This is a genomic window from Azohydromonas caseinilytica (assembly GCF_012927045.1).
GTDB lineage: Bacteria > Pseudomonadota > Gammaproteobacteria > Burkholderiales > Burkholderiaceae_C > Azohydromonas > Azohydromonas caseinilytica.
Genome location: NZ_JABBFW010000015.1, coordinates 51,383 through 77,504, shown reverse-complemented (window position 1 = coordinate 77,504; position 26,122 = coordinate 51,383). Strand labels below are relative to the sequence as shown.

The 26,122-nt window shown below is 71.6% G+C and carries 22 protein-coding genes; 6 read left to right on the top strand and 16 right to left on the bottom strand.

The genetic code is table 11. The features are described 5' to 3' along the window. Window positions 1-198 precede the first annotated feature (198 nt). The 3 genes from infA (at window position 199) to HHL10_RS19365 (ending at window position 1,887) form a co-directional block, all read left to right on the top strand. Window positions 199-459, top strand: coding sequence for a translation initiation factor IF-1 (infA, locus tag HHL10_RS19375; protein ID WP_169162044.1), 261 nt, complete (start codon window positions 199-201; stop codon window positions 457-459). A 119-nt stretch (window positions 460-578) separates the two neighbouring features. Beyond that, complete coding sequence (gene cspE, locus HHL10_RS19370; protein ID WP_169162043.1) at window positions 579-788, top strand: transcription antiterminator/RNA stability regulator CspE; 210 nt, start codon at window positions 579-581, stop codon at window positions 786-788. A 331-nt stretch (window positions 789-1,119) separates the two neighbouring features. Next, window positions 1,120-1,887 carry a S1 family peptidase gene (locus HHL10_RS19365; RefSeq protein WP_169162042.1) on the top strand — a complete coding sequence of 256 codons (768 nt, stop codon included), beginning with the start codon at window positions 1,120-1,122 and terminating at the stop codon, window positions 1,885-1,887. Window positions 1,888-1,944: 57 nt separating this feature from the next. Here HHL10_RS19365 and HHL10_RS19360 read toward each other — a convergent pair whose 3' ends face one another. The 5 genes from HHL10_RS19360 to HHL10_RS19340 form a co-directional block, all read right to left on the bottom strand. Beyond that, a complete protein-coding gene (locus HHL10_RS19360; RefSeq protein ID WP_169162041.1) occupies window positions 1,945-2,613 on the bottom strand; it encodes a hypothetical protein in 669 nt (222 codons plus the stop codon). A gap of 122 nt (window positions 2,614-2,735) precedes the next feature. Beyond that, complete coding sequence (locus tag HHL10_RS19355) at window positions 2,736-3,083, bottom strand: response regulator (protein WP_310734634.1); 348 nt, start codon at window positions 3,081-3,083, stop codon at window positions 2,736-2,738. Between the two features lie 20 nt (window positions 3,084-3,103). After that, window positions 3,104-4,561 (bottom strand): ATPase domain-containing protein, encoded by a 1,458-nt coding sequence (locus HHL10_RS19350; RefSeq protein WP_169162039.1) that lies wholly within the window; start codon window positions 4,559-4,561, stop codon window positions 3,104-3,106. Next, window positions 4,558-7,887: an ATP-binding protein gene (locus HHL10_RS19345; RefSeq protein ID WP_169162038.1), complete on the bottom strand. Its 3,330-nt coding sequence runs from the start codon at window positions 7,885-7,887 to the stop codon at window positions 4,558-4,560. The genes HHL10_RS19350 and HHL10_RS19345 overlap by 4 nt, the downstream gene beginning before the upstream one ends. A gap of 111 nt (window positions 7,888-7,998) precedes the next feature. Beyond that, window positions 7,999-8,934, bottom strand: coding sequence for an NYN domain-containing protein (locus tag HHL10_RS19340; protein WP_169162037.1), 936 nt, complete (start codon window positions 8,932-8,934; stop codon window positions 7,999-8,001). 289 nt (window positions 8,935-9,223) lie between these two features. Between HHL10_RS19340 and HHL10_RS19335 the strand changes: the two genes are divergently transcribed. Both HHL10_RS19335 and HHL10_RS19330 read left to right on the top strand, forming a co-directional pair. Then, entirely contained in the window at window positions 9,224-10,531 is a 1,308-nt protein-coding gene (locus HHL10_RS19335; protein ID WP_169162036.1) for a dicarboxylate/amino acid:cation symporter, read from the top strand. Beyond that, on the top strand, window positions 10,531-11,430 hold the full coding sequence (locus HHL10_RS19330; protein ID WP_169162035.1) for an amino acid ABC transporter substrate-binding protein: 900 nt from the start codon (window positions 10,531-10,533) through the stop codon (window positions 11,428-11,430). Before HHL10_RS19335 ends, HHL10_RS19330 begins: the two co-directional genes overlap by 1 nt. 103 nt (window positions 11,431-11,533) lie before the next feature. On the opposite strand, the gene HHL10_RS19325 is transcribed toward HHL10_RS19330, so the two are convergent. The 10 genes from HHL10_RS19325 to HHL10_RS19280 all read right to left on the bottom strand — a co-directional run bounded on the left by HHL10_RS19325 (window position 11,534) and on the right by HHL10_RS19280 (window position 22,064). Further along, entirely contained in the window at window positions 11,534-12,451 is a 918-nt protein-coding gene (locus tag HHL10_RS19325) for a BON domain-containing protein (RefSeq protein ID WP_169162034.1), read from the bottom strand. Between the two features lie 195 nt (window positions 12,452-12,646). After that, window positions 12,647-13,462: a universal stress protein gene (locus HHL10_RS19320; RefSeq protein WP_169162033.1), complete on the bottom strand. Its 816-nt coding sequence runs from the start codon at window positions 13,460-13,462 to the stop codon at window positions 12,647-12,649. A gap of 111 nt (window positions 13,463-13,573) precedes the next feature. After that, window positions 13,574-14,347 (bottom strand): ABC transporter permease, encoded by a 774-nt coding sequence (locus tag HHL10_RS19315; protein WP_169162032.1) that lies wholly within the window; start codon window positions 14,345-14,347, stop codon window positions 13,574-13,576. Next, window positions 14,340-15,230, bottom strand: a complete 891-nt coding sequence (locus HHL10_RS19310; protein ID WP_169162031.1) for an ABC transporter permease — start codon at window positions 15,228-15,230, stop codon at window positions 14,340-14,342. Before HHL10_RS19310 ends, HHL10_RS19315 begins: the two co-directional genes overlap by 8 nt. A 5-nt stretch (window positions 15,231-15,235) precedes the next feature. Next, window positions 15,236-16,327 carry an ABC transporter ATP-binding protein gene (locus tag HHL10_RS19305; protein WP_205833126.1) on the bottom strand — a complete coding sequence of 364 codons (1,092 nt, stop codon included), beginning with the start codon at window positions 16,325-16,327 and terminating at the stop codon, window positions 15,236-15,238. Further along, window positions 16,324-17,391 (bottom strand): ABC transporter substrate-binding protein, encoded by a 1,068-nt coding sequence (locus tag HHL10_RS19300; protein WP_169162030.1) that lies wholly within the window; start codon window positions 17,389-17,391, stop codon window positions 16,324-16,326. The genes HHL10_RS19305 and HHL10_RS19300 overlap by 4 nt, the downstream gene beginning before the upstream one ends. Before the next feature lie 69 nt (window positions 17,392-17,460). Next, window positions 17,461-19,155, bottom strand: coding sequence for an AMP-binding protein (locus HHL10_RS19295; RefSeq protein WP_169162029.1), 1,695 nt, complete (start codon window positions 19,153-19,155; stop codon window positions 17,461-17,463). Further along, window positions 19,137-20,501 (bottom strand): wax ester/triacylglycerol synthase family O-acyltransferase, encoded by a 1,365-nt coding sequence (locus tag HHL10_RS19290; protein ID WP_169162028.1) that lies wholly within the window; start codon window positions 20,499-20,501, stop codon window positions 19,137-19,139. Before HHL10_RS19290 ends, HHL10_RS19295 begins: the two co-directional genes overlap by 19 nt. Beyond that, entirely contained in the window at window positions 20,498-21,691 is a 1,194-nt protein-coding gene (locus HHL10_RS19285; RefSeq protein ID WP_169162027.1) for a patatin-like phospholipase family protein, read from the bottom strand. Before HHL10_RS19285 ends, HHL10_RS19290 begins: the two co-directional genes overlap by 4 nt. Further along, the gene (locus HHL10_RS19280; protein ID WP_235971648.1) at window positions 21,666-22,064 is read right to left on the bottom strand and encodes a phasin family protein; all 399 of its coding nucleotides are present in this window, start codon (window positions 22,062-22,064) and stop codon (window positions 21,666-21,668) included. The genes HHL10_RS19285 and HHL10_RS19280 overlap by 26 nt, the downstream gene beginning before the upstream one ends. Window positions 22,065-22,189: 125 nt before the next feature. On the opposite strand from HHL10_RS19280, the gene HHL10_RS19275 reads away from it, so the two are divergent. Next, window positions 22,190-24,181: an SDR family oxidoreductase gene (locus HHL10_RS19275; RefSeq protein ID WP_169162025.1), complete on the top strand. Its 1,992-nt coding sequence runs from the start codon at window positions 22,190-22,192 to the stop codon at window positions 24,179-24,181. 171 nt (window positions 24,182-24,352) lie between these two features. On the opposite strand, the gene glgP is transcribed toward HHL10_RS19275, so the two are convergent. After that, window positions 24,353-26,077 (bottom strand): alpha-glucan family phosphorylase, encoded by a 1,725-nt coding sequence (glgP, locus tag HHL10_RS19270; RefSeq protein ID WP_205833125.1) that lies wholly within the window; start codon window positions 26,075-26,077, stop codon window positions 24,353-24,355. Window positions 26,078-26,122: the final 45 nt, after the last annotated feature.

Genomic DNA, 26,122 nt, shown 5'->3' with positions numbered 1-26,122 from the left:
CCGTCTCCGCCTCCATCGGCGGCAGGCTCGGCAGCGCCCCACACGACCGCGTCAGGCCTTTCGCCCCGGAGCCCGCCTCCGCGGTGGGCGTAGCCGTTGACGCCAGCACGCAAGGACTGGACTGGACCGGCAGCGCCGCTGCCGGCCTGGCACAGCCCTGCCCCGTTTTCCATCCTTCACAGACACAGGAGTGACCTCATGGCCAAGGAAGAACTGATCGAGATGCACGGCGTGGTTGGCGAGGTCCTCCCGGACTCGCGCTTTCGCGTGAAGCTGGAAAACGGCCACGAGCTGGTGGCCTACGCCGCCGGCCGCATGAAGAAGCACCATATCCGCATCCTGGCCGGCGACAATGTTTCCCTGGAGCTTTCGCCCTACGACCTCAGCAAGGGCCGGATCACGTTCCGGCACCTGGAGCGCCGGGGCCCGCCGCCCTCGGCGCAGCAGCGCCGGCGTTGATGCACCAGCGCGCCGCCATACCCCATGACGACGGCTTCCTTGGCGGGAAGCTGCTCGACTGCACCAGCCACAGCTGGGGCCTTTTCAATTTCTCCACCACCGTCACAAGGAACGACGACATGACTACCGAAACCGGCACCGTGAAATGGTTCAACGAAACCAAGGGCTTTGGCTTCATCACGCCCGACAACGGCGGCAAGGACCTGTTTGCCCATTTCAAGGAAATCAAGGGCACGGGCTTCAAGACCCTCAACGAGAACCAGCGCGTCGAGTTCGAGGTCACGCAGGGCCAGAAGGGTCCCCAGGCCTCCAACATCCGGACGCTGTAATCGCGTCACCGGCCTGCGCGTCCCCCAGGGGCACGGCAGGCTGCACTCACGCGCTGCCCGGGCATCCGCCTTGGCGGCGCACCAGTCGCCTGTGAAGGCTGACTGCCGAAGCTCACCTCACCGCCCGGCCACCGCGCCGGATGCCGCTGACACCGGGCTCCGCGCCGGAGCTTCGCTCTCCAACGAGCGGAATCTCCAGGCCCCTACGGCAAGCACCCCGCTTGCCCTGTACGGCCCTGTCACAGGCAGAAGCCGCTGCGCAAGCCGTCATTGCCGCGTACGCCATGCGCTGGAAGGTCCACCGTTCTCAACGCCTCAAGGAGTGCGCACCGTGAACCTCAGCCCATCGCATCCGACCGAGCCCATCCTGCTGTCCGCAGCGCGCATCTCGACTTTCGACGGCCAGCGTCCGCTGACAGGCGCCAGTGGCTTTTTCTTCGAACGCGATGGCGCGCTGTACCTGGTGACGAGCCGGCACGTGCTGCTCGACGAACCGAGCCAGCACTTTCCCGATCGCATCGAGGTCGAGCTGCATACCGACCCTGACAACCTCACCCGCTCCACCGGCCTGTCCATGCTGCTGTACCGCGAGGGCAAGAGCATGTGGCGCGACGGCAAGGACGGCGGCGGCGAGATCGACGTCGCGGTCCTTGAGGTCGACCGCACCGTGCTGCCCCAGGGTTGCGTGCTGCAAGCCTTCACGCCGGCACACCTGCCGGTGGCGGGCGACGCCATCGAAGTCGGCGCCGCGCTGCTGGTGGTCGGCTTCCCGCTGGGTTTCCATGACCTGCTGCACCATCTCCCGGTGGTGCGCCAGGCCGTCATCGCGTCCTCCTACGGCATGCGCTTCCAGGGCAAGGGCTACTTCCTGACGGACGCCCGCACCCACCGCGGCACCAGCGGCGCACCGGTGCTGATGCGCGATCCTGGGGCCACCGCGGCCGGCCAGCCCTTGCCGTGGAAGCTGCTGGGGGTGCATTCGTCGCGCATGGACATTGCCGGGCGCGATCAGACGCAGGACGAGGCCCTGGGCCTGAACTGCGCCTGGTACGCCGACATCCTGATGACGCTCACCGGGCCCCGGACGAGCCGCACCTGACGCCGGCGACACGCTGTCTTCAACGCACGCCGCTGCGCGGCATTCCGGCGGCGCAGCTCAATGAGGCGCCGCCGCCTGGTCCAGCACCTCGTTGAGCTCCCAGGACGTCACCGCGCCCTCCGGCGGCGCGTCGGTCACCGCGACGCCGATCCTGGCCACCCGCGTCATCAGCTTGAGCTCGCCCAGTCCCAGCCCCAGCACCAGCTGCGAGGCCAGGGAGCCCGGGATGCCGTGGTCCATGTCGGTCACGGCCGTGGAGGGAACGAAGCAGGCGATGTCGTAGGCGCCGGGCTCGGACGCGCTGGGCTTGGCCAGGTAGCGCAACGCGCTGATGGGCACCTGCTTGTCAGCGATCTCCATGGCACCGAAGCTCTCGGCCACCTCCCGGGGCACCGGCGGCTTGAAGGCGCAGGTGCTGAGCCCGGCCGGCAGCGCCGGCGCGGCTTCCACCAGCGCCAGCACCGCATCGATGCCTTCGGGATCGCAGCCGCAACTGATGGCCAGCAGGATGGCGCTGCCCTCTCCTTGCGGAACCTGGTTGATCTCCACCGACAGCCGCTGGTCGACCTCCTTGGCCGCATCGTCGAGCACGGTCACCAGGTCGGTCGCCTGCTCAACCGCCCGTTCCCACTCGGGCGTCTCAGGCTCCAGATGCACCGGCGCGCTCAGGACGTCGGCGTGGCGCAGGACGGTTTCCCAGAACTTCTCCGTCTTCTCGTGGCTCATGACTTCTCCAGTGCCGACGCGGAGCGCGCCGAGGTTCGGCCCAGCATACGCCTCGCAGCCGAAGGCCTCGGGACGGCAGGAGAAACAAATTCCGTGAGCGCCGCCGGCTCCCGCGCCGACGCTCAGGCGGACGCGTCCAGCAGCGAGCGCACGGCCCGCAGCAGGGTCTCGATGTCGAAGGGCTTGCGCAGGAAGGCGTCGTAGTCGCCGGCATGGGCCTTCAGCATCGAGGCCGAGGCACCGCTCATCAGCAGCACGGGCAGCTGGCCGTGCCGGGGCAGCTGCCGCAAGGCCCGCGCCAGCTCCACGCCGTTCATGCCGGGCATCATGTAGTCCGTCAGCAGCAGGTCGGGCGCGGCGTCCTCGACGCGCTCCAGGGCCTGGCGGCCGTCGCCCGCCACCGCGACCTCGTAGCCTTCTTCCCGCAGGATGAGCGCGAGCACTTCCGCATTGGAGAGCTCATCGTCCACGACGAGAATGCGCGCCCGGCTCACTCGGCGGCCCCGTCCCGTTCATCCGTGGCGCTCCCGCCGGCGCCGATGTCCACGGCTTCAAGTCCCCTGGCCGTGAGCACCATGTCGCGCACCCGCAGGTCACAGCGGCTGTTCCTGACCTTGCCGATCCACGCGCTGCGCCGCACGCTGCGCCCCACCTGCACGCCGAGCTTGATGATGTTGTCGCAGAGCGCCGACATCGTCGGCGTGCTGACGGGCAGGGTCGCGCGCTGCGGGTCGGTCTCTTCCACCGTGATCAGCGACGTCGCGCCCGAGCGCCGCAGCTCGTTGGCCAGGCTGGCCAGGAAGCTGCCGTCGCGGGCGTCGTAGGCCGTGGCCGCGGCAAAGCCGCCCAGCCCGTCGATGACCACCCGCCTGGCGCCGGTGCGCCGGATCGCCTCCAGCAGGGAAGCGGCAAGCTCGTCGAGCAGGTTCTCGCCAAAGGGCTGCCACGCGAAGTGCAGCACCCCGGCGTCCACCAGGGGCTGCAGATCGATGCCCTGCATCCGCGAGATCTGCAGCAGGAACTCCGGCGACTCGTAGAAGCCGAAATACAGCCCCGGCTCCTGGGCGCTGGCCCGGGCCAGGAAGTGCAGCCCGACGCTGGTCTTGCCGCTGCCCGAGTAGCCCGATACCGCCGTGACGCTGCCTTGCGGGTAGCCGCCGATGTCGAACATGCGGTCCAGCCCGGCTATGCCGGTGGACAGGCCGCGCGGCTGGATGGCGCCGGCCGGCGACTCGCGCCGCGCGGACTCCAGGCGCGGGTACACCGCGATGCCGCCGGCCCCGATGCGAAAGGCATGCGTGCCGCGCAGGGTGTTGCTGCCGCGGAACTTGACGACGTCGAGGGTGCGCTCGCGCCGCGGGCCGGCAGAGCGCTCCCGCAGCAGCACGATGCCGTCCACCATGGTCTGCTCGGGCGACACGGGCCGGTCGGCATCGTCGCTGACCAGCAGCAGCGTCGTGCAGCCCGTCAGCGTGGAGTGGGCCTGGATGTCGCTGATGAACAGCTTCAGGGATTCCTCGGAAACCGCGGCATGGGCGGCGATGACCAGGCCGTCGAGCACCAGCAGCCGGGCCTGGTGCGTGCGCATCTCGCCGCGCAGCAGGTTCACCACGGCCGGCAGGCCACCGTCGCGCAGGGCATTGAAGGCGCTGACGTAGTAGACCGGCTCCGGCACCAGGCTCTCGTCGAAGAACGAGAACGCGCTCATGTGCTGCATCAGCCGGGCGTGCGATTCGGCCAGCATGGTCACGTAGACCACCCGCTCGCCCGCTGCCGCATGGCTGAAGCAGATCTGGTTGGCCAGGATCGTCTTGCCCGCGCCCGGGGCGCCTTGGACGATGTAGACGCCGGACTGGAGGAAGCCGCCGCCGGTCACCTCATCCAGGCCGGCAATGCCGGTCGGCACGCGGGGCAGGCCGGCGGCGCTGGGGAATTCATTGGAGCTCACGGTGCGGGGGCCTGCAAGGAAGGGGTGGAGGTTGCGAAGGCCGGTAGTGTGACGCGCAAGCTCGTTCCTCCCTCGGGGCCGACCTCGACCTCGACCGTCCCGCCGTGCGCCCGGGCGATGCGGCCCACCAGCCACAGGCCGACGCCGAAGCCGCTGGACTTGCCCGGTACCCCGACCACCCGCTCGAAGCGCTCGAAGATTCGGCAGCGGTGCACCTCCTCGATGCCCGGCCCGCCGTCGCTGACGGTCAGGCGGATGCGCTCCGCGCCATCCCTCGCGGCCGTGACCCGGATCGGCGTGCCGGCGCCGTACTTGAAGGCGTTGGTGACCAGGTTGCACAGCACCGCCTCGATGCCGTGCCGATCCCAGTGCGCCGCGAGGCCGGGCTCGACCGCGGCGTGCAGGCTGCTCCCCCGGGCGGCGGCTTCCTCGGCATACGCGTCCAGCACCTCATCGACCAGCGCCGGCACGCTGACCGCCTCGACGTCGAGTTCGAGCCGGTCGGCGTTGAGCCGGCTGACGTCGAGCAGCACGACGGCCCGCTGCACGAAGCGCTGCAGCAGCCGCCGGGCCCGGTGCAGCTCCTGCGCCGCCCGGGCGCCATGGCCCTGTGCCAGCAGGCGCTCGATGGCCTGCAGCTGCAGCGACAGGGCGTTCATCGGGCTGCGCAGCTCATGGCCCGCGATGGCCAGGAAGTCGTCCCGGGCCCGAACCGCGGCCTCGGCCCCGGCCAGCCGGCCCAGCAGGGTCTGGGCCAGGGAGTGGGCATCGGCGCGGCTGCCGCCTCCGGCGGCCATGGAGGGTCCGGCCAGGGGCGCCTGCGGCACGGCGGCGGCCTCGTCCCGCCCCGCGGCGACCTCGGCGCCACGAGCGCGCGACCTCAGCGGCACGCGCCACAGGACGGTGGTGCCGGCGCCCGGGCTCGATTCGACGGAGAAGCTGCCCCCCAGGGCCTCGACGCGCTCCTGCATGCCCAGCAGTCCCCAGTGAGTGCGGCTGGCCGTCGGCGTCGTGGCATCGGCCGCCTCGAAGCCGACGCCGTCGTCCTCGATGCTGCCCACGAGCTGGCGGCGCTGCCGCACCAGGCTCACGCTCACCTGCGAAGCCTGCGCGTACTTGGCCACGTTGGTCAGCGCCTCCTGCACGACACGAAAGACCGCGGCTTCCACCTGCGTGGGCAGCCGGTCGTGGTCCAGGCCGAGCAGTTCCAGGTCCACGGTCACGCCGGTGAGCTCGGACCAGGTCCGCACGTAGGCCGCCACGCCCTCGCCCAGGCCACAGTCCTCCAGCGCCGTGGGCCGCAGCACGAAGATGATGCGGTCGAGCTCCCGATCCAGGCGCAGGACCTGCTCATGCAGCTGCTCCAGCTTCTCCCGCGTCGCCGGGTCGGTGCAGGTGTTGCGCAGCCCGCTGCAGGACAGGCCCAGGGAGGACAGGAACTGCCCCAGGCTGTCGTGCAGCTCGCGCGCAATGCGCCGGCGCTCGTCGTCCTGCAGCGTTTCGACGTGCAGCAGCAGCTCGCGCAGCGCCTGCGCGCGTTCGGCCACCCGCTGCTCCAGCAGCTCGCGCGCGCCGCGCTGCTCATGGATGTCGGTGGCCGAGCCGTACCACAGCGTCATGCCGCCGGCCCGGTCGCGCAGCGGCGCGGCACGCGTGAGGAACCAGCGGTACTCGCCATCGTGGCGGCGCAGCCGGTGCTCGCGCACATAGGGCTGACCGGTGAGCGAGGCCTCGCGCCACTGTCGCAGCGTTTCGGGCACGTCCTCGGGATGGAGGACGTCGGCCCAGCCCTGGCCGCGCGCCGCCTGCGGCGACTGGCCCGTGTACTCGAACCAGCGCTCGCTGTACCACTGCACCTCGCCCTGCGCGTTGCTGCGCCACAGCAGGTCGGGCACGAGGTTGGCGATGGCGCGCATCTGCGCCTCGCTGTCGCGTTGCGCCGCTTCGGCGCGCTTGCGTTCCGTGATGTCGCGGGCCGCGCCGATCCACTCGCGGATCTCGCCCTGCGCATCGAGCAGCGGCACCGCCCGCGACAGCGTCCAGCCGATGGAGCCGTCGGCCCGGCGCACCCGGTGCTCCAGCTCGAACACCGCCTTGTGCCGGATCGCCTGCTCGATGGCCTGGCGCACGGTGTCGCGGTCCTGCGGCTCGATGTACTGCGGCAGCCAGTCGCTGGTGGGCGCGTAGAGGTCGGCCAGGAAGCCCCGCCCCTGCAGCGCGCGCATCTCGGTCCAGTCCGGGCCCATGCGGTAGATCACGTCGGCGGTGGCGGCGCTCAGCGCACGCCAGCGCTCCTCGCTCCGGCGCAGCGCGCCCTCGGCCCGGGCATGCTCGACCGCGGCCCAGGTGCGCTGTGCCGTCTCCTCGATCAGCGCCAGCTCCGCGGGTGTCCAGGCGTGCGGGACCGCATGGTGCACGTTCAGGTTCGCCACGAAGCGCCCGCCCTTGATGAGCGGCACGCCGACCAGCGCGGCGATGCCCAGCGCCGCATAAGCCTCACGCTCTCCGGCGGAGAGTGCCGGGGCCGCCGCGACGTCGGCCACGGCGATGCTGCGCCCCTGCTGCAGCGCCGCCACCAGCGACGGCCCGAAATCGGCCATCCGGAAGCGTCCGCTCAGGACCGCCGCTCCCGACGCCACGAAATTGCGCTCGACGACGAGCTCGGTGCCGTCCGCCGACACCTCGCCGTACAGCACCCGGACCGCCCCCAGGTGCTCGCCCAGCACGCGGGCCGCCTCGGCCTGGACGGCCACCGGGTCGGCCAGGGGCCGCAGCGCGTCGCTGAGCCGCAGCAGGAAGGCCTGCCGCGCCTGGCTCTCGCGCAGTGCGGCCTCCGCGCGCAGCCGCCGCGTCGCCTCGACGACAGTGAGCCACACCCCGGCCACGCGGCCGGCCTCGTTGCGGACCGGGCTGTAGCTCAGCGAAAACCAGGCCTCTTCAACCCGGCCCGGGCGCGTGACCGGGAACAGGATGTCCTGCACGACCACCGACTCGCCTTGCCAGACCCGCTCGCAGATCGGGGCGTGGCGGGGCCAGAGCTCGGGCCAGCACGCCTGCAGGGGTTGTCCCAGGCCGGCCGGCGGCTCCAGGCCCATGAGGGCGCGGTAGGCGTCGTTGCAGATCGGGATCAGCTGCGGCCCCCACAGCAGCAGGGTCGGCCAGGGGTGGGCGAGCACGGTCTGCACGCTCGTGCGCAGGCTCGCCGGCCATTGCCCGAGCGGGCCCAGCGGCGTGGCGGCCCAGTCATGCCCGCGCACGCGCTGCGCCATGTCGCCCTCGGCAAAGGGCCATCCGCGGTCAATGCTGTCGGATCGGTCGGTGTCCACGCGGCAGGGTAGCCCAGACCAGGGCCGGGCATCGCCACGGCCTGGGCAGCAGCCAAGTTGCCGCCCCAGGGGCATTCCGCATGCCGCCAGCGCCGGCGCGGAAGAACGGGCTCAGTCCTGGTTCAGGAGAATCCAGACCTTGGGCGCGATCGGGCCCCGGTCGCCGACGGTGTACTCGAAGGACACCCGCATGCCGTCGCGCAGCCGCTGCGGGTCGCCCAGGGGCAAGGCGCTGAAGGGGAAGAAGACGTTGGGCCCGCCGGCATCGGGCAGGATGAAGCCGTAGGTTTCCTTGAGGTTGGCGATGCGGCCCTGCTGGATGGAGCCGACCTCGGGCGGCGCGGCCGTCGGCGCTGCAACGGCCACCGGCGCGGGGCTCGGGGCCTGGGCAGCGCGGGCATCCGGCCGGTACAACAGGCCGGCCACGGCGGGATCGTGCTGCAGTTGCGGGTTGTCGATGATGTCGGCCATCGCGAGCGGATAGGTCACCTCGCCCATGAGCGCCTGGGATGTCCGCGTCTCGCGCAAATTGCCGTTCTGGTCGGTGTAGGAAAAATCCCAGGACAGCAGCATCACGCGGGTGCCCAGGGTATTGAGCTTGCGGGCCAGCGGAACGAAATCCCCGTCGGCCGCCACCAGGGCCAGGACGTCGAAGCGCTTGTAGACCGCCATTTCAAAAGCTTCGAGCGCCAGCCAGACGTCAACGCCCTTTTCCCCGTCCCGGCCCATGGGCAGGTAATGCGTCGTGATGCCCTCGTACATGAGCACGTCCTCGAAGGAGCGCTCGGAGAAGAGAATGTCGCGCTCCTCCGCCTCGCGGGCCTTCACGCGGCCCCGGAAATAGTGGGCATCGACAATCTGGGTGAATTTGACGTCGGTGCCTTCCTCAGCCGCCACGCGGGCACGTATGAAATTGTGCAGCCCGCCGACATTGATTTTTGCTCTCTTGGGATGGACATAGGAATAATAATTTCCGATATGCCGAAAATAGTTTCCGTCGTAAAAAATGCCAATTCGAGAAAGCCTTTGGCTGTTGGTGGGAGACATGGGGCGATTGAAACCTTCTGAAAGGAAATTGACGGGATGAAGTGAATTTATGGCGTTGTCGGCTGGAATCCTGGCCGCTGCAACGGCGCCATGTTACTGCCCTTGCGGCCAGGGGCTCGGCGCCGCCACCGGGCCCGGCCTTTGCCAGCCACCCGCGGGGTGTCCGCATCCGGGACAACGCCGCGGGTTCCCCGGCATGTCCCGGGCGGCGTCGCGGGTCCGGCACCGGGCGGGCCGCGTGTCTCAGCAGGCACCCCAAGCACCGTGCCGACGCCTGACAGGAGCTCTCATGAAATTCAAGCTGACCACCTGGATTCTCATTGGCATGCTCGCCGGCATCGTGGTGGGCCAGTTCTGTCATGCGCGTTACGTGGATGCGCAGGAGGCCAAGGCCGTCGCCGGCTACTTCTCGGTGGTCACGGACCTGTTCCTGCGCCTGATCAAGATGATCGTGGCGCCGCTGGTGCTGTCCACGCTGGTCGTGGGCGTGGCCAAGATGGGCGACCTGGGGGCCATCGGCCGCATCGGCGCCAAGACGCTGGGCTGGTTCTTCGGCGCCTCCTTCATCTCGCTGGCGCTGGGCGCGCTGCTGGCGAACTGGTGGCAGCCGGGCTTGGGGCTGAACCTGCCGCTGCCCGACGCGTCGGCCTCCTCGGGCCTGAAGACGAGCTCGCTGACGCTCAAGGAGTTCGTCACGCACCTGGTCCCGCGCAGCCTCTTCGAGGCGCTGGCCACCAACGAGATCCTGCAGATCGTGGTGTTCGCCGGCTTCTTCAGCGTTGCCATCGCCTCCATCGGCAAGCCCGCCGACGGCGTGGTGCACCTCCTGGACCAGGTCGCGCACATCATGCTCCGGGTCACCGGCTACGTGATGAAGCTGGCGCCGCTGGCCGTCTTCGCCGCCATGGCCAGCATCGTGACCACGCAGGGCCTGGGCGTGCTCAAGACCTACGGCACCTTCATGGGCGAGTTCTACCTGGGGCTGCTGACGCTGTGGGCGGTGCTCACAGCCGCCGGCCTGCTGGTGCTGGGGCCGCGCGTGTTCAACCTGCTGAAGCTGCTGCGCGCGCCCATGCTGCTGGCCTTCAGCACCGCCAGCAGCGAGGCGGCCTATCCCAAGACGCTGGAGCAGCTGGAGCGCTTCGGCGTGCCCAACAAGATTGGCAGCTTCGTGCTGCCCATGGGCTACTCGTTCAACCTGGACGGCTCGATGATGTACTGCACCTTCGCCGCGCTGTTCATCGCGCAGGCCTACGGCGTGGAGCTGTCCATCGGGCAGCAGCTGACGATGCTGGCGATCCTCATGCTCACCAGCAAGGGCATGGCCGGCGTGCCGCGCGCCTCGCTGGTGGTGATCGCCGCCACGCTGGCGCAGTTCAACATCCCGGAGGCGGGGCTGCTGCTGATCATGGGCGTGGACCAGTTCCTCGACATGGGCCGCAGCGTGACCAACGTGCTGGGCAACGGCATCGCCACCTCGGTGCTGGCGAAATGGGAAGGCGAGCTCGGAGCGGAGCGCTCCGAGGACCTGCCCGCCGAAGCCCTGCTCGACGCCGAGGCCGCCGCCGGTGACGACGGCGTGCGGCGGGTGGCGTGATGAGGCCCCGCAGCCGCCGCGCCGCGGCCGCCCTGGGCTGCGTCCTGGCGGCGGCCGCCGCCTGGGCCCAGGACGGCGAGCCGCTGGGCGGGACGCTGAAGAAGGTGCGCGACAGCGGCGTGGTCACCCTGGGCGTGCGCGAGGCGGCCTTTCCCTTCTCGTACGCACTGCCCTCGGGGCGCATGGTGGGCTACAGCATCGACCTGTGCCTGGCCATCGTGGAGGAGATCAAGTCCGCCATCGACCGGCCCGGCGTCGCGGTGCGCCTGCAGCCGCTGTCCTCCGGGCAGCGGCTGCCCGCGGTGAAGGACGGCCGCGTGGACCTGGAATGCGGTTCGACCACCAACACGCGCCAGCGCCAGCAGGAGGTGGCCTTCTCGCCGGTGATCTTCGTCACCGGCACCAAGCTGATGGTGCGACGCGGCAGCGGCATCCGCTCCCTGGAGCAGCTGCGCGGCCGCGCCGTGGCGGTGAGTGCCGGTACGACCAACGAGGCCGCCCTGCGCACGCTGTCGCAGCAGCGCAGCCTTGGGCTGAAGCTGCTCACCCACCCCGACCTGCGCCAGGCCTATGACGCCTTCGAGGCGGGACAGGCGGACGCGCTGGCCAGCGACGAGGTGCTGCTGCTGGGCCTCAAGGCCCGCGCCAGAGCGCCGCGCACGCTGGCCGTGGTGGGGGACCTCCTGAGCTACGAGCCCTACGCCATCGCCTACCGCCGCGACGATCCGCAGCTGGCGCAGGTGGTGGAGCACAGCTTCCGCCGTCTGGCCGAGAGCCGCGAGCTGGCGTGGATCTACGACCAGTGGTTCGTGCGCCGCCTGCCCGGCGGGGAGCAGCTCAACCTGCGCATGAGCCCGCAGCTGGAGGCGATCTTCGAGGGACTGGGCCTGCCGCCCTGAACCGGCGCTGTCCCAGCGGCGCCGGACGCTGGCCTCGGGCTACCGCGCCTGCATCGGCTGCGATGCGGACGCGCTCCTGGAGCCCGTCCACGGGGCGGCTGCCTCAGCGTGGGCCTCGATCGCGTCCAGCCCGCAGCGCCAGGCCCAGCCCGGCCGCGCCGGCCAGCAGGCCCACCCAGCCGCGCCGGCGCAGCCCGTACAGCGCCAGCGCGGCACCCCCGGCCAGCGCCAGCGGGCGCGGCCCCGACACCCGGGGGGCCGGCATCGCCTCGCCCTGCGGTGCGTGCGGCAGCGAGGGCAGCGCTTCGCCCGGCCCTTGCAGCTGCAGGCGGATATCGATGCGGCGCACGCCGCGCACGGCCTGCACCGCTTCCAGCAGCCGCGCCTGCTCGCTGGCGAGCACCGGGCCGCCCAGGGTGACGCAGCCCGCCGCCACGCTGACCTCGATGGCCTGCGGCTGCGACACCGTGCGCTCCAGCACGGCACGCACCCGCGCCGCCAGCGTGGCGTCGTCCGGCGCAGCGCCGCCCAGCAGGCGGCCCAGCTGCGCGGCCAGTGCCTCGGCGCGCGGGCCCAGGCCGGCCGAGGCGGCGTAGCGCACGGCCCGGTCGCGTGCCCACGCCAGGCGTTGCCGGCCCTGCTGGGGGTCGAGCATGTACACCGCCGCCGCACCGACCGCGAGGCCGCCGACGACCCCCGTCAGCGCGCCGCCCCGCCCGGAATGCTCGGGCTCCGGCGGCTGGCCATGCCGCAGCGCCCTCCGTCCGTGGCTTTCGCGGGCCAACGCCTCGGCGCGATGCAGGGCGCGCCGGCCCGCCTTCCGGCCTTCGTGGGCCAGGTCCTGCAGCCGGTCCGCCGCCTGCCGGCCGGCACGCTCCAGCGCGTCACCCGCCTCGTGCACGGCGTCGCCAGCCTCGCGGCGCCAGCGCGCCCGGCGTTGCCGGCCCGGATCGGGGTCGCGCAGGTACTTCACGGCCGCGGCCACGGCAAGTGGGGCCAGGACGGTCAACAGGCGGGGCATGGACATCTCCTTGGAAAGGCAACTGCCGGCACAACGGCCTGAACCCCGTGCAACGCCCGTTCCCGCCCCGCGGCGCTGGTCAGTCCCGGGGGCCTGCGGACAAGGGAGCGCCCGGCACCGCGACGCACGCGGCCCATGCAAGCGACGGGCACGCCCGCGCCCACCCGCGGAGACGGCAGGCCGCCCGGGGACGCCTCAATGCGCCATCAGCACGGGCAGCGTCATGGAGCGCAGCACGGTGCGCGTGACACCGCCCAGCAGCAGCTCGCGCGCGCGGGCATGGCCGTAGCAGCCCATGACCAGCAGGTCCGCGTCGAGGTCGGCCGCCCGCGACAGCAGGTACTCGCCCACGCGGTCGCCGTCGGTCGCTTCCTGCGAGTAATCCGCCTGGATGCCATGGCGCAGCAGCAGCGGCCGCACTTCGGCCGGGTCGCAGCCCCAGGCGACCACGTGCACCGAGGCGTCGGGCTGCAGCAGCGGCAGTGCCGAGGACAGCGCGCGGGCGGCTTCGCGGGTGGGCTTCCAGGCGACGAGCACCCGGTGGCCCACGTCAGCGAAATGGCCGCTCGACGGCACCACCAGCACCGGCTTGCCGCTGCCCACGACCACCGACTCCACGAAGTCCGTGGGCACGCCCGCCGCGGCGGGGTCGCCGTCGTTGCGCTGCCCCAGCACCACCAGGTCGTGCACCCAGGCCTCGCGCACCACCTGCCGCAGCAGGCCCTGGCCCTGGGGCACCTCGGCCCAGTGCAGCCGCGGTCCGTCCTGGGCCGCATCGACCAGGCTGCGCGCCTGTGCCCGGCAGCGGGCATCGAAGGCGCTGAGGTCCGGCATAAGCCAGCTGCCTTCGACGAAGAACTCGGAGGGCGAATTCGCCGGCTGGGGCACGCTGGCGTACAGCGCCGTCACCATAGCGTCCAGGCGCCGGGCCAGTGCCCGGGCCACCTCCAGGCGCATGCGGCAGCGCGCCGAGGCGTCGATGTGCAGCAGGATCGAAGCCACCTGGTTCATAGACACCTCCTGAAACATGGAAGCCATGCGAAAAGCCCAATCTAGGCCGCCGCCCCGGCCGCCGCTTGCGCCATGTCAAGTCCACGGCCGCCGGCCGGGACCGGCGGCACCTCAGCGGCGCAGCAGCCCCGGCGCCACCTTGCTGGCCAGCACCAGCAGCCCCACGGTCAGCAGCATCAGCAGCGTGGACACCGCGTTGACCTCCGGCGTCACGGCGATGCGCACCATCGAATAGATCTGCAGCGGCAGCGTGGTGGTGCCGGCGCCGGCGGTGAAGAAGGTGATGACGAAATCGTCGAGCGAGAGCGTGAACGCCATCAGCGCGCCCGCCACCACGCCGGGCAGCATCAACGGCAGGGTCACGCAGCGGAACGCCTGCCACGGCGTGGCGCCCAGGTCGCGCGCGGCCTCGACCAGCGACTCGTCCAGCCCCTGCAGCCGCGCGCGCACCACCACCGCCACGAAGCCGATGCAGAACGCCACATGGGCCAGCGTCACCGACACCAGGCCCAGCGTGAGGTTCACCAGTGCGAAGAACAGCAGCAGGCTCACGCCCTGCAGCACCTCCGGAATGGCGATGGGCGCCAGCACCAGCGCCGCCAGCAGCCGCATGCGGCCCAGGCGGTAGAGCGCGTAACCGGCCATCGTGCCCAGCACCGTGGCCGCCAGGCTGGCACAGGCGCCCACGACGAGCGAGTTGCGCGCCGCCAGCTGCATCTGCGTGTCGTGCAGCAGCAGCCGGTACCAGTCCAGCGTGAAGCCCACCCACTCGGCGTTCAGGCGCGAGTCGTTGAACGAGTAGGCCACCACCACCAGCAGCGGCAGGTACAGGAAGCCGTACGCCGCCAGGGCCACGGTCCACAGCGCGGCGCCGGGCCTACGCATGCCGGCCTCCCCGGCGCGCCGCCAGGACCACCAGCGCCGTGACCCCCAGCACCGCCAGCGTCAGCAGCAGCGACAGCATCGAGCCGAAGGGCCAGTCGCGGCTGTCCAGGAACTGCTGCTTGATGACGTTGCCGATCATCAGGCTGGAGGTGCCGCCCACCAGGTCGGGCACGGCGAACACGCCCAGCGCCGGCACGAACACCAGCGCCGTGCCGGCCCACACCCCGGGCAGCGACAGCGGCCAGCTCACGTGCCGGAAGCGCTGCCACGCGCCGGCGCCCAGGTCCTGCGCGGCGTCGAGCAGCGCCGGATCGTGCTTTTCGAGGTTGGCGTACAGCGGCAGCACCATGAACGGCAGGTGCACGTACACCAGCACCACCACCACCGCGAAGGGCGTGAACAGCAGCGGCACCGGGTCGGCGCCAAAGGACGCCGCCACGGCGTTGACCACGCGCGCCAGGTAGCCCTGCGCGCCCAGCAGGATCATCCAGGCGTAGACGCGCACCAAGAAGTTGGACCAGAAGGGCAGGATCACCAGCAGCAGCAGCCCCTCGCGCCGCGCGCCGGGCGCGCGCGCGATGGCCCAGGCCAGCGGATAGCCCAGCAGCAGGCACAGCAGCGTGGTGAGCGTGGCGTAGGCGAAGGAGCGGCCCAGCACCGCCAGGTACACGCCGCTGTCGAAGAGGCGGCGCAGCTGCTCCAGCGTGAAGGCCTCGCGCCAGGCGCCGCCGCGCCACTCGATGGGCTGCAGGCCGCCGTAGTCGCCGGGCTGGCGGAAGGCGGCCGCCACCATGATCAGCGTCGGCGCGACGAAGAGCACCAGCAGCACCAGCACCGGCGCCAAGGCGACGGGCCAGGCCCCGCGGCCGCGTGCGCGCGCCATGCGTCTCACTCCGGCAGGAAGTGGCCGGCCCGCTCGCTCCAGCCCAGGGCCACCGTCGCGCCCGGGGCCAGCGCAGGCATGCCTTGCGGATCGGCGTTGGGCTGCATGCTGCGCAGCGCCGTGCCGCCCTCCAGCACCACGGTGTAGACGCTGACGTCGCCCCCGTAGAGGCGGTCGCGCACCCGGCCGCGCCGCGCGGCCGCCGCGCCCGCGGCCGGCGCCAGCAACACCGCCTCGGGCCGCAGCGCGAAGGTGCCGCGCTGGCCCGGGTGCACCGGCTGCGCGCAGGAGGCCGCGGTCCGGCCGATGCCCTCGACCTCCAGCCACAGCTGCCCGCCCTGGACGCCGGACACCGTCGCCGCCAGCAGGTTGCACTGCCCGATGAAATCGGCCACGAAGCGGTTGGCCGGCTGGCGGTAGATGCTTTCGGGCGTGCCCACCTGCTCGATGCGGCCGCGGTTCATCACGGCGATGCGCTGCGACAGCGCCAGCGCCTCGCCCTGGTCGTGCGTGACGTACACGAAGGTGATGTCCACCTCCTTCTGCAGCGTGATGAGCTCCAGCTTCATCTGCGCGCGCAGCTTGGCGTCGAGCGCGCCCAGCGGCTCGTCCAGCAGCAGCAGTCGCGGCCGGTCGATGAGCGCGCGGGCGATGGCCACGCGCTGGCGCTGCCCGCCGGAGAGCTCGTGCGGCCGGCGCTGCTCCAGACCGGCCAGCCCCACCTCCTCCAGCGCCCGCCCCACGCGTCGCCCGCTCTCCGCAGGCGACGCCCGGGCCATGCGCAGGGCGAAGCCGACGTTCTGGGCCACCGTCATGTGCGGGAACAGGGCGTAGCTCTGGAACACGGTGTGCACCGGCCGCCGCTCGGGCGGCACCGTGGCGAGATCGCGCCCGTCGAGCAGCAGCACGCCCGCATCGGGCTCCTCGAAGCCCGCCACCAGCCGCAGCAGCGTGGTCTTGCCGCAGCCCGAGGGGCCCAGCAGGGTGAAGAACTCGCGGTGCCCCACCGTCAGGCTCACCCCGTCCACCGCGGCCACGTCGCCGAAGCGCCGGGCCACCTGGTGCAGCTCCAGCATGGCCTGGGGCGTCGTGCTCACTGTCCGGCCTTGAGCTCGGTCCACAGCCGGTTCCAGGCGCGCCGGGTGGGAGCGTCCAGATCGTCGAGCTGCTCCAGCCGCGCCGTGTCCTGCGCGCCGGGGTTGATGGCCGGCACCTGCAGCAGCTCGGGGCGGATGTGCTCGCGGGCGGCGCGGTTGGGGTTGCCCGCGCCGATCAGGTTGGTGATCTCCGCGGCGTTGGGGCCTTCCAGCATGAAGTCGATGAAGCGGTGCGCCAGGTCCGGGCGCGGCGCCCGCTTGTGGATGACGAAGCTGTCCAGCGTCATGCCGTTACCCTCGCGCTGCAGCCCGTAGCCGACGCGGAAGGGCCGCCGCGCGGCCTGCGCGTCCATGCGGGCCTGGTAGAAGTCGTTGGAGTAGCCCAGAGCCAGCCAGATGTTGCCCACCGTGAGCTCCTTGATGTAGCTCTGGCTGTTGAAGGCCGCCCAGTAGGGCCGCGCCGCGCGCAGCGTGGCCGCCACCTGCGCCAGCGCCTGCGGGTCGCGGCTGTTGGCCGAGTGGCCGTGGTAGCGCAGCGCCGCGGCGATGACCTCGCGCGGGTCGTCCAGCACCGTGACGTGCCCCTTCAGGCGCTGCAGCAGCGCCGGGTCGAACACCGCGCGCCAGCTGCCCGGGTCGATGCCCAGCGCCTTGAGCCTGTCCTCGTTGTAGCCCAGCAGCGTCACCGTGAAGTCGTAGGGCACCGAGTAGCGGTTGCCCGGGTCCGCCGGCGTGTCGGCATAGCGCGGGTCGAGGTTGCCCAGGTGCGGCAGCCTGGCCTTGTCCAGCGGCTGCAGCAGGTCCAGCTTCACCAGCGGCACGATGCCGTAGTTGGACGGGCCGATCACGTCGAAGCCGGTGGCGCCGGCGGTGAGCTTGGCCAGCGCCTCTTCCATCGAGCCGTAATAGCTGGGCACGACCTTGCAGCCGCAGCGCGCCTCGAAGCGCTGCAGCGTTTCGGCCGACAGCGAGTTGTTCCAGTTGAACAGGTGCAGCTCGTCCGGCGCGGCGGCAGCGCAGCCCGGCAGCAGGATGAGCAAGAGCAGCGTTCGCAGCCAGCGCATGGTCGCACCCTCCCGGCAGGGGACTGTCCGCACGATGCGGCAGGATGCCCCGGCCCGGCTTGCGTTTCGTCAAGCGGTCGGCGCGGACCGCCGGGCGGCGTCCTCGTCGCGCAGGGCGCGGCGCAGCACCTTGCCGATGGGCGTCTTGGGCAGCGTCGCGGTACGGAGCTCCACCTGGCGCGGCACCTTGTACGCGGTGAGGTGCTGGCGGCAGTGCTCCAGCAGCGCCGCCTCGGTCAGCGCCGGGTCCTTGGGCACGACGAACAGCTTCACCACCTCGCCCGAGTGCGCATCGGGCACGCCGATGGCCCCGGCTTCCAGCACGCCCGGGTGCATTGCGGCCACCTCCTCGACCTCGTTCGGATAGACCTTGAAGCCCGAAACGATGATGAGGTCCTTCTTGCGGTCGATGATCTGCACGCAGCCGCGCGCGTTCACCAGCGCCATGTCGCCCGTGTGCAGCCAGCCGTCCGGGGTCAGCGCGCGTGCCGTTTCCGCGGGCTGGTTCCAGTAGCCCTTCATCACCTGCGGTCCGCGCACGCAGAGCTCGCCGACTTCGTTGAGGCCCAGCTCCTCGCCGCTCTCGCTGCGGATGCTGATGTCGGTGGACGGCAGCGGCAGGCCCACCGTGCCGGAGAACTCCTTGGCGTCGAGCGGATTGGCGCAGACGATGGGCGAGGCCTCGGTCAGGCCGTAGCCCTCGATGATCGGCACGCCCATGGTTTCCTGCCAGCGCTGCGCCACCGAGCGATGCACCGCCATGCCGCCGGCCACGGTCAGCTTGAGCGCGCCGGCATCGACCTCGCCGATCGACGGGGCGTTGAGCAGCGCGTTGTAGAGCGTGTTCACCCCGGTGATCGCGGTGAAGCGCAGGTGCTTGATCTCCTTGATGAAGCCCTCGGTGTCGCGCGGATTGGTGATGAGGTGGTTGTTGGCGCCCCATTTCAGGAAGAACAGGGCGTTGGCGGTGAGCGAGAACACGTGATAGAGCGGCAGCGGCGTCACCGCGATCTCGACGCCCTCGCGCAGCACGCCGCCGATCCACGCCGAGGTCTGCAGCAGGTTGGCCACCATGTTGCCGTGGCTGAGCATCGCGCCCTTGGCCACGCCGGTGGTGCCGCCCGTGTACTGCAGGAAGGCGAGGTCGTCGCGCTGCAGGGGCACGGCGTCGAGCCGCTGCTGCGCGCCCTGTTCCATCACCTGCTTCCAATCGAAGGCGCCCTCGATGTGCCAGTGCGGCACCATGTGCTTCACGTGCCTGGCCACGAAGTTGACCAGCAGCGCCTTGGGCAGGCCCAGCATGTCGCCCAGGCCGGTGGTGATCACGGTCTGCACCGCCGTGTCGGGCAGCACCTCCTGCAGCGTGTGCGCGAAGTTTTCCAGCACCACGATGGCCTGCGCGCCCGAGTCGTGCAGCTGGTGGCGCAGCTCGCGCGCGGTGTAGAGCGGGTTGACGTTGACCACCGTCAGGCCGGCGCGCAGCGTGCCGAACAGGGCCACCGGGTACTGCAGCAGGTTGGGCAGCATGATGGCCACGCGCGCGCCCGGGCCCAGGCCCGCGCGCTTTTGCAGGAAGGCGCCGAACTGCGCACTGAGGCGCTCCAGCTCGCCGTAAGTGAGGCTCGTGCCCATGTTGGTGAACGCCGGCAGGTCGTGGAAGCGCCTGCAGCTGTCCTCGAAGAGGTCCTTGAGCGTCTGGAAGGCGCCCAGGTCCACCTGCGCCGGGATGCCCGGCGGGTAATGCTCTAGCCAGATCCTGTCCATGCCGCGGCCTCCTGCAACCGGCCGATCTCCCCGGCAAAGTAGGCCGCGATGCGCTCCGGGTCGCGCACCGTGCCCGCGTCGGCCATCAGGCCGAACTGCACCTGGCCGGCGTACGAAAGGATGCTCGCGCCCAGGGCGATGTCGCCCGCCTGCGGCACCCAGAACATCGGCTGCTCGATCTCGACCCCGGCCAGGCGCAGGCGCCGCCGCGGTCCGGGGACGTTGGTCATCACCGCCGTGGCATGCGAGCCCAGCAGCTGCACCAGCTGCTCCTGCAGCAGCCGCGGCGACTGGCCGGCGACGTCGAGCAGGCCCAGCGTGAACAGCGGCTGCGACGAGTGGCGCAGCGCCTGCATGTGCGCGTGCACCGCGCGCACGCGCTGCACCGGGTCGGCCACACCCACCGGCAGCGTGAGGAACACCAGGCCGAACTCGTTGCCCAGGGGCTCCGCAGCCTGGGCCGCGCGCAGGTTGACCGGCACCACCACGCGGATCTCCAGCCCCTGCACGCGGTCGTGGTGCGCGACGAGGTAGGCCCGCAGCGCGCCCGCGGCCGCGGCCAGCAGCACGTCGTTGAGCGTGCACTCCAGCGCCCGGCCCACGGCCTTCACGGCGTCCAGCGGCAGCGGCTCGCACCAGGCCACGCGCTTGGACAGCCCGAGCTTGCCGCGCAGCCGCGTGCGCGGCTCCGGCGCCATGGCCAGCAGCCGCACGCTCTCCTCCATGGCGGCCGCGCCGGCCTGCGCGTAACCGATGAGCTTGCCCGGATGCTGCAGCAGCTCGAAGAACAGCCCGGTGCTGGCGCGGGTGAGCTCGCCCAGCCACGGCAGCCAGCCCGGCGGCTCGGCGCTTGCCTGGCCGCGCGTCGGCGCCTTCGGGCCGGCCGCGGCGAGCGCCAGCAGCACCTGCATGAGCGCCGCGCCGTCGGCATAGCAGTGGTGCACGCGCAGCACCAGCGCGCTGCGGGTGCGCCGGTAGCCCTCCACGAGATGGAGCTGCCACATCGGCCGGCCGGCGTCGAGCGGCGTGCTGGCCAGGTCGCTCACCAGGTCCTGCAGCTCCGGCTTGCCGCCGGGCCGCGGCAGCGCCACGCGGTGCACGTGGCGCTCCAGGTCGAAATCCGGGTCGTCCTCCCACCAGTAGTCGCCCGCATCCCCGACGGGGCGCTGGCGGAAGCGCTCGAAGGCCAGCAGCCGCACGCGCAGCAGCCGCTTCAGGCGCGCCGGGTCCAGGCGTGCTTTGAGCACCAGCACCCCCGTGATCATCATCGGGTTGGTGGGCCGTTCCATGCGCAGCCAGGCCGTGTCCACGCCGGACATCCGGGCACGGCGGGTGGCGGCGTTCATCGCGGTCCGATCCAGCGCTCCAGCCGGTCGAGCGTGCCGCCAAGCCGCTGCGCCACGTCCATGCCGGCGGGCCCGTTCGGCGCCGCGGCGGCCGGCCGCCTCGTGGCACGGATGGAGATGCCGTAGGGCGCGAGCCAGGGCGTGAGCTCGCGACGCCGCGCCGCCAGGTCGCGCAGCGTCCAGCGGTAGGTCTGCTCGAACACCCGGCGGCGCGTCGCCTCGTTGAAGACGTTGGTGAACAGCAGGTGCGGGTCGTCGCGCGGCGGCTCGAACAGCAGCACGCGCGCGCCCCGGTAGGTGCCGGGGTAGCCCGCCATGCCCACCTGCATGCGCGAGTGGATCAGCGTGCGGAAGGCCTGCGACAGCACGGTGGGCAGCCCGCCATTGACCAGCCGGCCGCGCCAGGGATGGCCGCGGCGCGCGGCCAGCTGCGCATCGAAGGGCACGATGGGGTTGATGCAGAACAGCAGCCGCGCGCCCTCGCGCAGCGCCACCGAGGCATGCATGGTCTTGCGCAGCACGCCATCGACATGGTCGCGCCCGTTGATGCGCACCGGCGGGTACAGCCCGGGCAGCGCCGAGCTGGCCTGCACGGCCCGCGAGATCGGCACATCGTCATGGCCGGGCGAGCCGAACACCACGGCCTCGCCGCTGTCGAGGTCGGTGGCCACCAGGCGCAGTTTCGTGCGCAACCGGCGGAAGTCGTTGCTGCGGCCCTCGGCGGCGAAGGCCTGCTCCAGGAAGCGGGCCAGCTTGTCGCCGCTGAACAATCCGCTCGGCAGCAGCCGCCCCAGGCCCGCCAGCAGCTCCAGGCGGCTGGCCCAGGGCCCGTGCAGGCAGCGCTGCACCGCCTCCAGCAGCACGCCCGGGAGCATGGCGGCACGCTGCGCCAGCTCGTCCACGGCCGGCGACAGGAAGACGTTGGGGTCGATGGGGTGCTCGGCCGAATCGGCCTCGACCAAGATCCGGCGCAACTGCTGCGGCGTGATGCCGTTGGCCAGCAGCGACGCGACGAAGGCGCCCGCGCTGACGCCCACGTACACGTCCAGCGCGGCGAAGTCGATGCCCGCGAGCCCGTCCTGCAACGCGCACAGCGCGGCGACCTCGTGGACCGCGCCGACCGGCCCGCCGCCGGCCAGCGCCAGCCCGATGCGTGCCGGCGGCTTACGGACGGATCTTGCGCTTGACACGCTTGACACCGCCGCTCGCGCGGCTGCGCCGGGTCAATGCCGACACATGCCGGTCCAGCTCGGCGACGCGGCGGGAGAGCTCGCCGACCTCCTGGGCGCTGGGCACGCCGACCGATTGAAGCGCCCGGGCCACGCGCTTTTCCAGCCCCCGCTGCAGGCCGCCGAGGCCGCCGCCGAGCCGCGCGCGGACCTGCTCGGCACCGCCGCCGGTCAACGCGCTGGTGCAGGCCTTGCCCTCCTCGACCAGCAGCTCGAAGAGCCTGCTGCCCTCCTTGCGCGCGGTGTAGAGCGCCCCCACGCCCGCCAGCCAGATTTCCTGGCCGGAATGGCCGATGGCCTGCACCAGCCTTGCTCCGGATTGCTTCGCTGCCATGACGATGCGGCCTCCTGTGGTGATGCCCGGGACGCAAGCGGGACACGACGATGCCACGCCCGCAGGCCGCAAACTTGACGTGGCGCAAGTCCGCGACGGCGCGGCGGAAGAGCATGTCCGGCACCATGGCACACGCATCGTTCGTCACCGGTGCCACCGGCTTCATCGGCAAGCGGCTTGTCGAGCGGCTGCTCGCGCGCGACGAAGGCCCGGTCTACTTCCTGGTCCACCCGCGCAGCCTGGCCAGGCTCGACGCGCTGTATGCGCGCTGGGGCGTGGACCGCTCGCGCGCGGTGCCCGTGCCCGGGGACCTGACGCAGCCGGGCCTGGGCCTGAGCGTCGAGGACGCGGCGATGCTGCGCGGCCGCGTGCGCCATTTCTTCCACCTGGCCGCGCTGTACGACCTGGGCGCCAGCGCCGAGGCCCTGGTGGCGGCCAACGTGCAGGGCACGCGGCATGCGGTGGCCCTGGCGCAGGCGATCGGGGCCGGCGGCTTCCACCACATGAGCTCCATCGCCGCGGCCGGCCTGTACCGCGGCACGTTCAGCGAGGACATGTTCGAGGAGGCTGAGCAGCTCGATCACCCCTACTTCGGCACCAAGCACGAGGCCGAGCGCATCGTGCGCACCGAATGCCCGCTGCCCTGGCGCATCTATCGCCCGGGCATCGTGGTGGGCCAGTCCGACACCGGCGAGATGGACAAGATCGACGGCCCCTACTACTTCTTCAAGGCCATCCAGCGGCTGCGCCGGCTGCTGCCGCCGTGGTTTCCGGCCATCGGGCTCGAAGGCGGGCGCCTGAACCTCGTCCCCGTCGATTTCGTGGTGAACGCGCTCGACGAGCTGGCGCACCGCGAGGGCCTGGACGGGCGCTGCTTCCACCTCACCGACCCGGAGCCCCGGCGCGTCGGCGAGATCCTGGACATCTTCGCGCGCGCCGGGCATGCGCCCAAGTTCGTGCTGCGCATCAATCCGCGCCTGCGCGAGCTGGTGCCGCAGAGCGTGCGCCAGGGGCTGGCGCTGCTCACGCCGGTGCACCGCCTGCAGGCGGCGCTGCTGCGCGACCTGGGGCTGCCGGCCGAGGCCATGCGCTTCGTGAGCTATCCCACGCGCTTCAGCAACCGCGAGACGCGCAAGCTGCTCGATGCCGCCGGCATCCGCGTGCCGCCGCTGGAGGGCTACGCCTGGAAGCTCTGGGACTACTGGGAGCGCCACCTGGACCCGGAGCTGCGCCTGGACCAGGGCCTGGCCAGCGCGCTGGGCGGCAAGGTGGTGCTGATCACGGGCGCGGCCGACGGCATCGGCAAGGCCACGGCCCGCAAGGCCGCCGCGGCCGGCGCCACGGTGCTGGTGGTGGACCGCGACCAGGACAGGCTCGACCGCATGCAGGCCGAGCTCGCCGCGCAGGGCTGGCGGCTGTGGTTCCACCGCGCCGACCTCACCGACGCGGCGCAGGTGGAGCGCCTGGCGGCGGCGGTGCTGGAAGCCTTCGGCGCGCCGGACGTGCTGGTCAACAACGCCGGGCACTCGATCCGGCGCGCCATCGAGCACTCGTACGACCGCTTCCACGACTTCGAGCGCGTGATGGCCCTCAACTACTTCGGGGCGCTGCGGCTGACGCTGGCGCTGCTGCCCGCGATGCAGCAGCGCCGCAGCGGCCATGTGATCAACATCTCGTCGCTGGGCGTGCTCACCAACGCGCCGCGCTTCTCGGCCTATGTCGCGTCCAAGGCGGCGATGGATGCCTTCGCGCGCTGCGCGGCGGCGGAGTTCGCCGACAGCGGCATCGAGTTCAGCACGGTGTACATGCCGCTGGTGCGCACGGCCATGAGCGCGCCCACCGAGGTCTACCGCTCCGTGCCCATGCTCTCGCCCGACGATGCCGCCGCGCTCGTGGCGCAGGCCATGGTCCAGCGCCCCGCGCACCTGGCCACGCCGCTGGGCGTCTTCGCCCAGGTGCTGCAGCTGCTGTCACCCCACCTGGCCCACGCGGTGATGAACATCTCCTACCGCATGTTCCCGGAGTCGCGGCGCGCCCTCGGCGAGTCCGGCACCCCGGCCGATGCCACGCCGGAGCAGCTGGCGCTGGCCCGGCTCATGAAGGGGATTCATCTCTAGCGCGGGGCCAGACCGCAACCGCGATTCCAGGAGAGTCACATGCGCCGGCCGCCCACGCGCGCGAGGGCGAAGCCATGGCGCCGGGCCGCATCTGCGTGGCTCCGCCCGACCGCCACCTGCTGTTGCGCCAGGACGGCTGGTTGCACCTGTCGCAGGGGTCGCCGCACCCCGTCAGCGCAGATAGGCCTCGGCGGCGTAGCGCCGCATCATGCGCTGGCTGTTGAAGTGGGAGCCGATGTGGGCCGCGGCCTGGCGCATCAGGCGGCGCCAGGCCTCGGGGTCGCCGTGGTAGAGCGGCAGCACGGTGTTTTCGAGCTTGTCGTAGAGATGGCGCGCGACCACGGCATCCGGTTCGTCGTGCCGGTCCTCGCCGATGGCCCAGCCGGTCACGCCCTCGATGCAGGCCTCCACCCACCAGCCATCGAGCACGCTGAGGTTGAGCACGCCGTTGAGCGCCGCCTTCATGCCGCTGGTGCCTGAAGCCTCCAGCGGCGGCCGCGGCGTGTTGAGCCAGATGTCCGATCCGGCCACCATGGCCTGGGCCAGCTCCATGTCGTAGTCAGGCAGGAACACGCAGGCCACGCGGCCGGCGAGCGCGCGGGCGACTTCATGCAGCTGCCGTATGGCCTGCTTGCCCAGCCCGTCGCGGGGATGGGCCTTGCCCGCCATGACGACCTGGAAAGGATGTTTCGCGGCGATGGCCGCGAGCCGGTCGAGGTCCTGGAACAGCAGCAGCGGGCGCTTGTAGCCGGTCATGCGCCGCGCGCAGCCGATGAGCGGCAGCGCGGGGTCCAGCGCCACGCCGGTGCGCTCGGCGATGCGGCGCAGCAGATCGGCCTTGGCGAGCTGGTGGCAGCGCCAGATCTCGTCCTCCGGGATCAGCAGCGCGCGCACGAGCAGCTCGGGCTCGTGCTGCCAGTGCGGCACATGCTGCTGGTACAGGTGCGCGAAGACCGGGTGCGTCCACGTGCCCACATGCACGCCGTTGGTGATGGCGCGGATGACATAGCCGGGAAAGAGATGCTGCGTCGTTTCGGCATGGCGCAGCGCCACGCCGTTGACGTAGCCCGACAGCCGCATGGCCAGCTGGGTCAGGTTGAAGGCGTCCATCCCGGCCAGGTGCCGCAGCTCGCCCAGCGGCACCGGGCTGTCCAGCAGCCGGGACACCAGCTCGTACGGGAAGCGGTCGTGCCCCGCCTCCACCGGCGTGTGCGTGGTGAACACGCACTGCCCGCGCACCTGCCCGATGTCGTACACCGGCCCCACCCCGCTGGCCTGGTCGCGAGGCCCGGCGCCGCGCCGCAACAGCTCCAGCGTCAGCAGCGCGGCATGGCCTTCGTTGAGGTGGTAGGTGTCGAGCTCGAAGCCCAGCGCGCGCAGCAGCCGCACGCCGCCCAGGCCCAGGACGATCTCCTGCTTGAGCCGGTAGGCGTCGTCGCCGCCATAGAGCCAGTGCGTCAGCTCGCGGTCGGCGGGGTCGTTCTCCAGCAGGTCGGTGTCGAGCAGGATGATCGGGACCTCGCCGCCCTCGGGCCCCTTGAGCACATGCAGCCAGGGCCTGATCCACACGTTGCGCTCGCCGATGCGCACGCCGGTCATCGCGTCCAGCGGCGTGCACAGTCCCTCGGGCCGCCACCAGTCCGGCTCCTCCAGCTGCTGCCCGTCCGCGGTGATGCGCTGCTTGAAGTAGCCCGCACGGCTGACCAGCGTCACGAACACCATGGGCAGCTGCAGCTCGGCGCAGGAGCGCGCCGTGTCGCCCGCCAGCACGCCCAGGCCGCCGGCGTAGGTGTGCATCTCCGGGCGGACTGCCATCTCCATGGAGAAGTAGGCGATGCGGGTGCGGGTCAGGAAGCGGTCGAGCTGTTCCATCTGCGGGTCAGTGCGTTGGCGCACGCTGTGCGATGCCGCCACGGCGACGAGCCGGACAGCGAAGCATGG

Excerpts from the sequence above, each read along its gene's own strand:
- HHL10_RS19340 (WP_169162037.1), bottom strand. The coding sequence starts at position 8,934 with ATGTCTCCCACCAACAGCCAAAGGCTTTCTCGAATTGGCATTTTTTAC.
- HHL10_RS19290 (WP_169162028.1), bottom strand. The coding sequence starts at position 20,501 with ATGAACGCCGCCACCCGCCGTGCCCGGATGTCCGGCGTGGACACGGCC.
- HHL10_RS19325 (WP_169162034.1), bottom strand. The coding sequence starts at position 12,451 with ATGCCCCGCCTGTTGACCGTCCTGGCCCCACTTGCCGTGGCCGCGGCC.
- HHL10_RS19335 (WP_169162036.1), top strand. The coding sequence starts at position 9,224 with ATGAAATTCAAGCTGACCACCTGGATTCTCATTGGCATGCTCGCCGGC.
- HHL10_RS19275 (WP_169162025.1), top strand. The coding sequence starts at position 22,190 with ATGGCACACGCATCGTTCGTCACCGGTGCCACCGGCTTCATCGGCAAG.
- HHL10_RS19315 (WP_169162032.1), bottom strand. The coding sequence starts at position 14,347 with ATGCGTAGGCCCGGCGCCGCGCTGTGGACCGTGGCCCTGGCGGCGTAC.
- HHL10_RS19360 (WP_169162041.1), bottom strand. The coding sequence starts at position 2,613 with ATGAGCCACGAGAAGACGGAGAAGTTCTGGGAAACCGTCCTGCGCCAC.
- HHL10_RS19300 (WP_169162030.1), bottom strand. The coding sequence starts at position 17,391 with ATGCGCTGGCTGCGAACGCTGCTCTTGCTCATCCTGCTGCCGGGCTGC.
- cspE (WP_169162043.1), top strand. The coding sequence starts at position 579 with ATGACTACCGAAACCGGCACCGTGAAATGGTTCAACGAAACCAAGGGC.
- HHL10_RS19320 (WP_169162033.1), bottom strand. The coding sequence starts at position 13,462 with ATGAACCAGGTGGCTTCGATCCTGCTGCACATCGACGCCTCGGCGCGC.
- HHL10_RS19310 (WP_169162031.1), bottom strand. The coding sequence starts at position 15,230 with ATGGCGCGCGCACGCGGCCGCGGGGCCTGGCCCGTCGCCTTGGCGCCG.
- infA (WP_169162044.1), top strand. The coding sequence starts at position 199 with ATGGCCAAGGAAGAACTGATCGAGATGCACGGCGTGGTTGGCGAGGTC.
- HHL10_RS19295 (WP_169162029.1), bottom strand. The coding sequence starts at position 19,155 with ATGGACAGGATCTGGCTAGAGCATTACCCGCCGGGCATCCCGGCGCAG.
- HHL10_RS19280 (WP_235971648.1), bottom strand. The coding sequence starts at position 22,064 with ATGGCAGCGAAGCAATCCGGAGCAAGGCTGGTGCAGGCCATCGGCCAT.
- HHL10_RS19330 (WP_169162035.1), top strand. The coding sequence starts at position 10,531 with ATGAGGCCCCGCAGCCGCCGCGCCGCGGCCGCCCTGGGCTGCGTCCTG.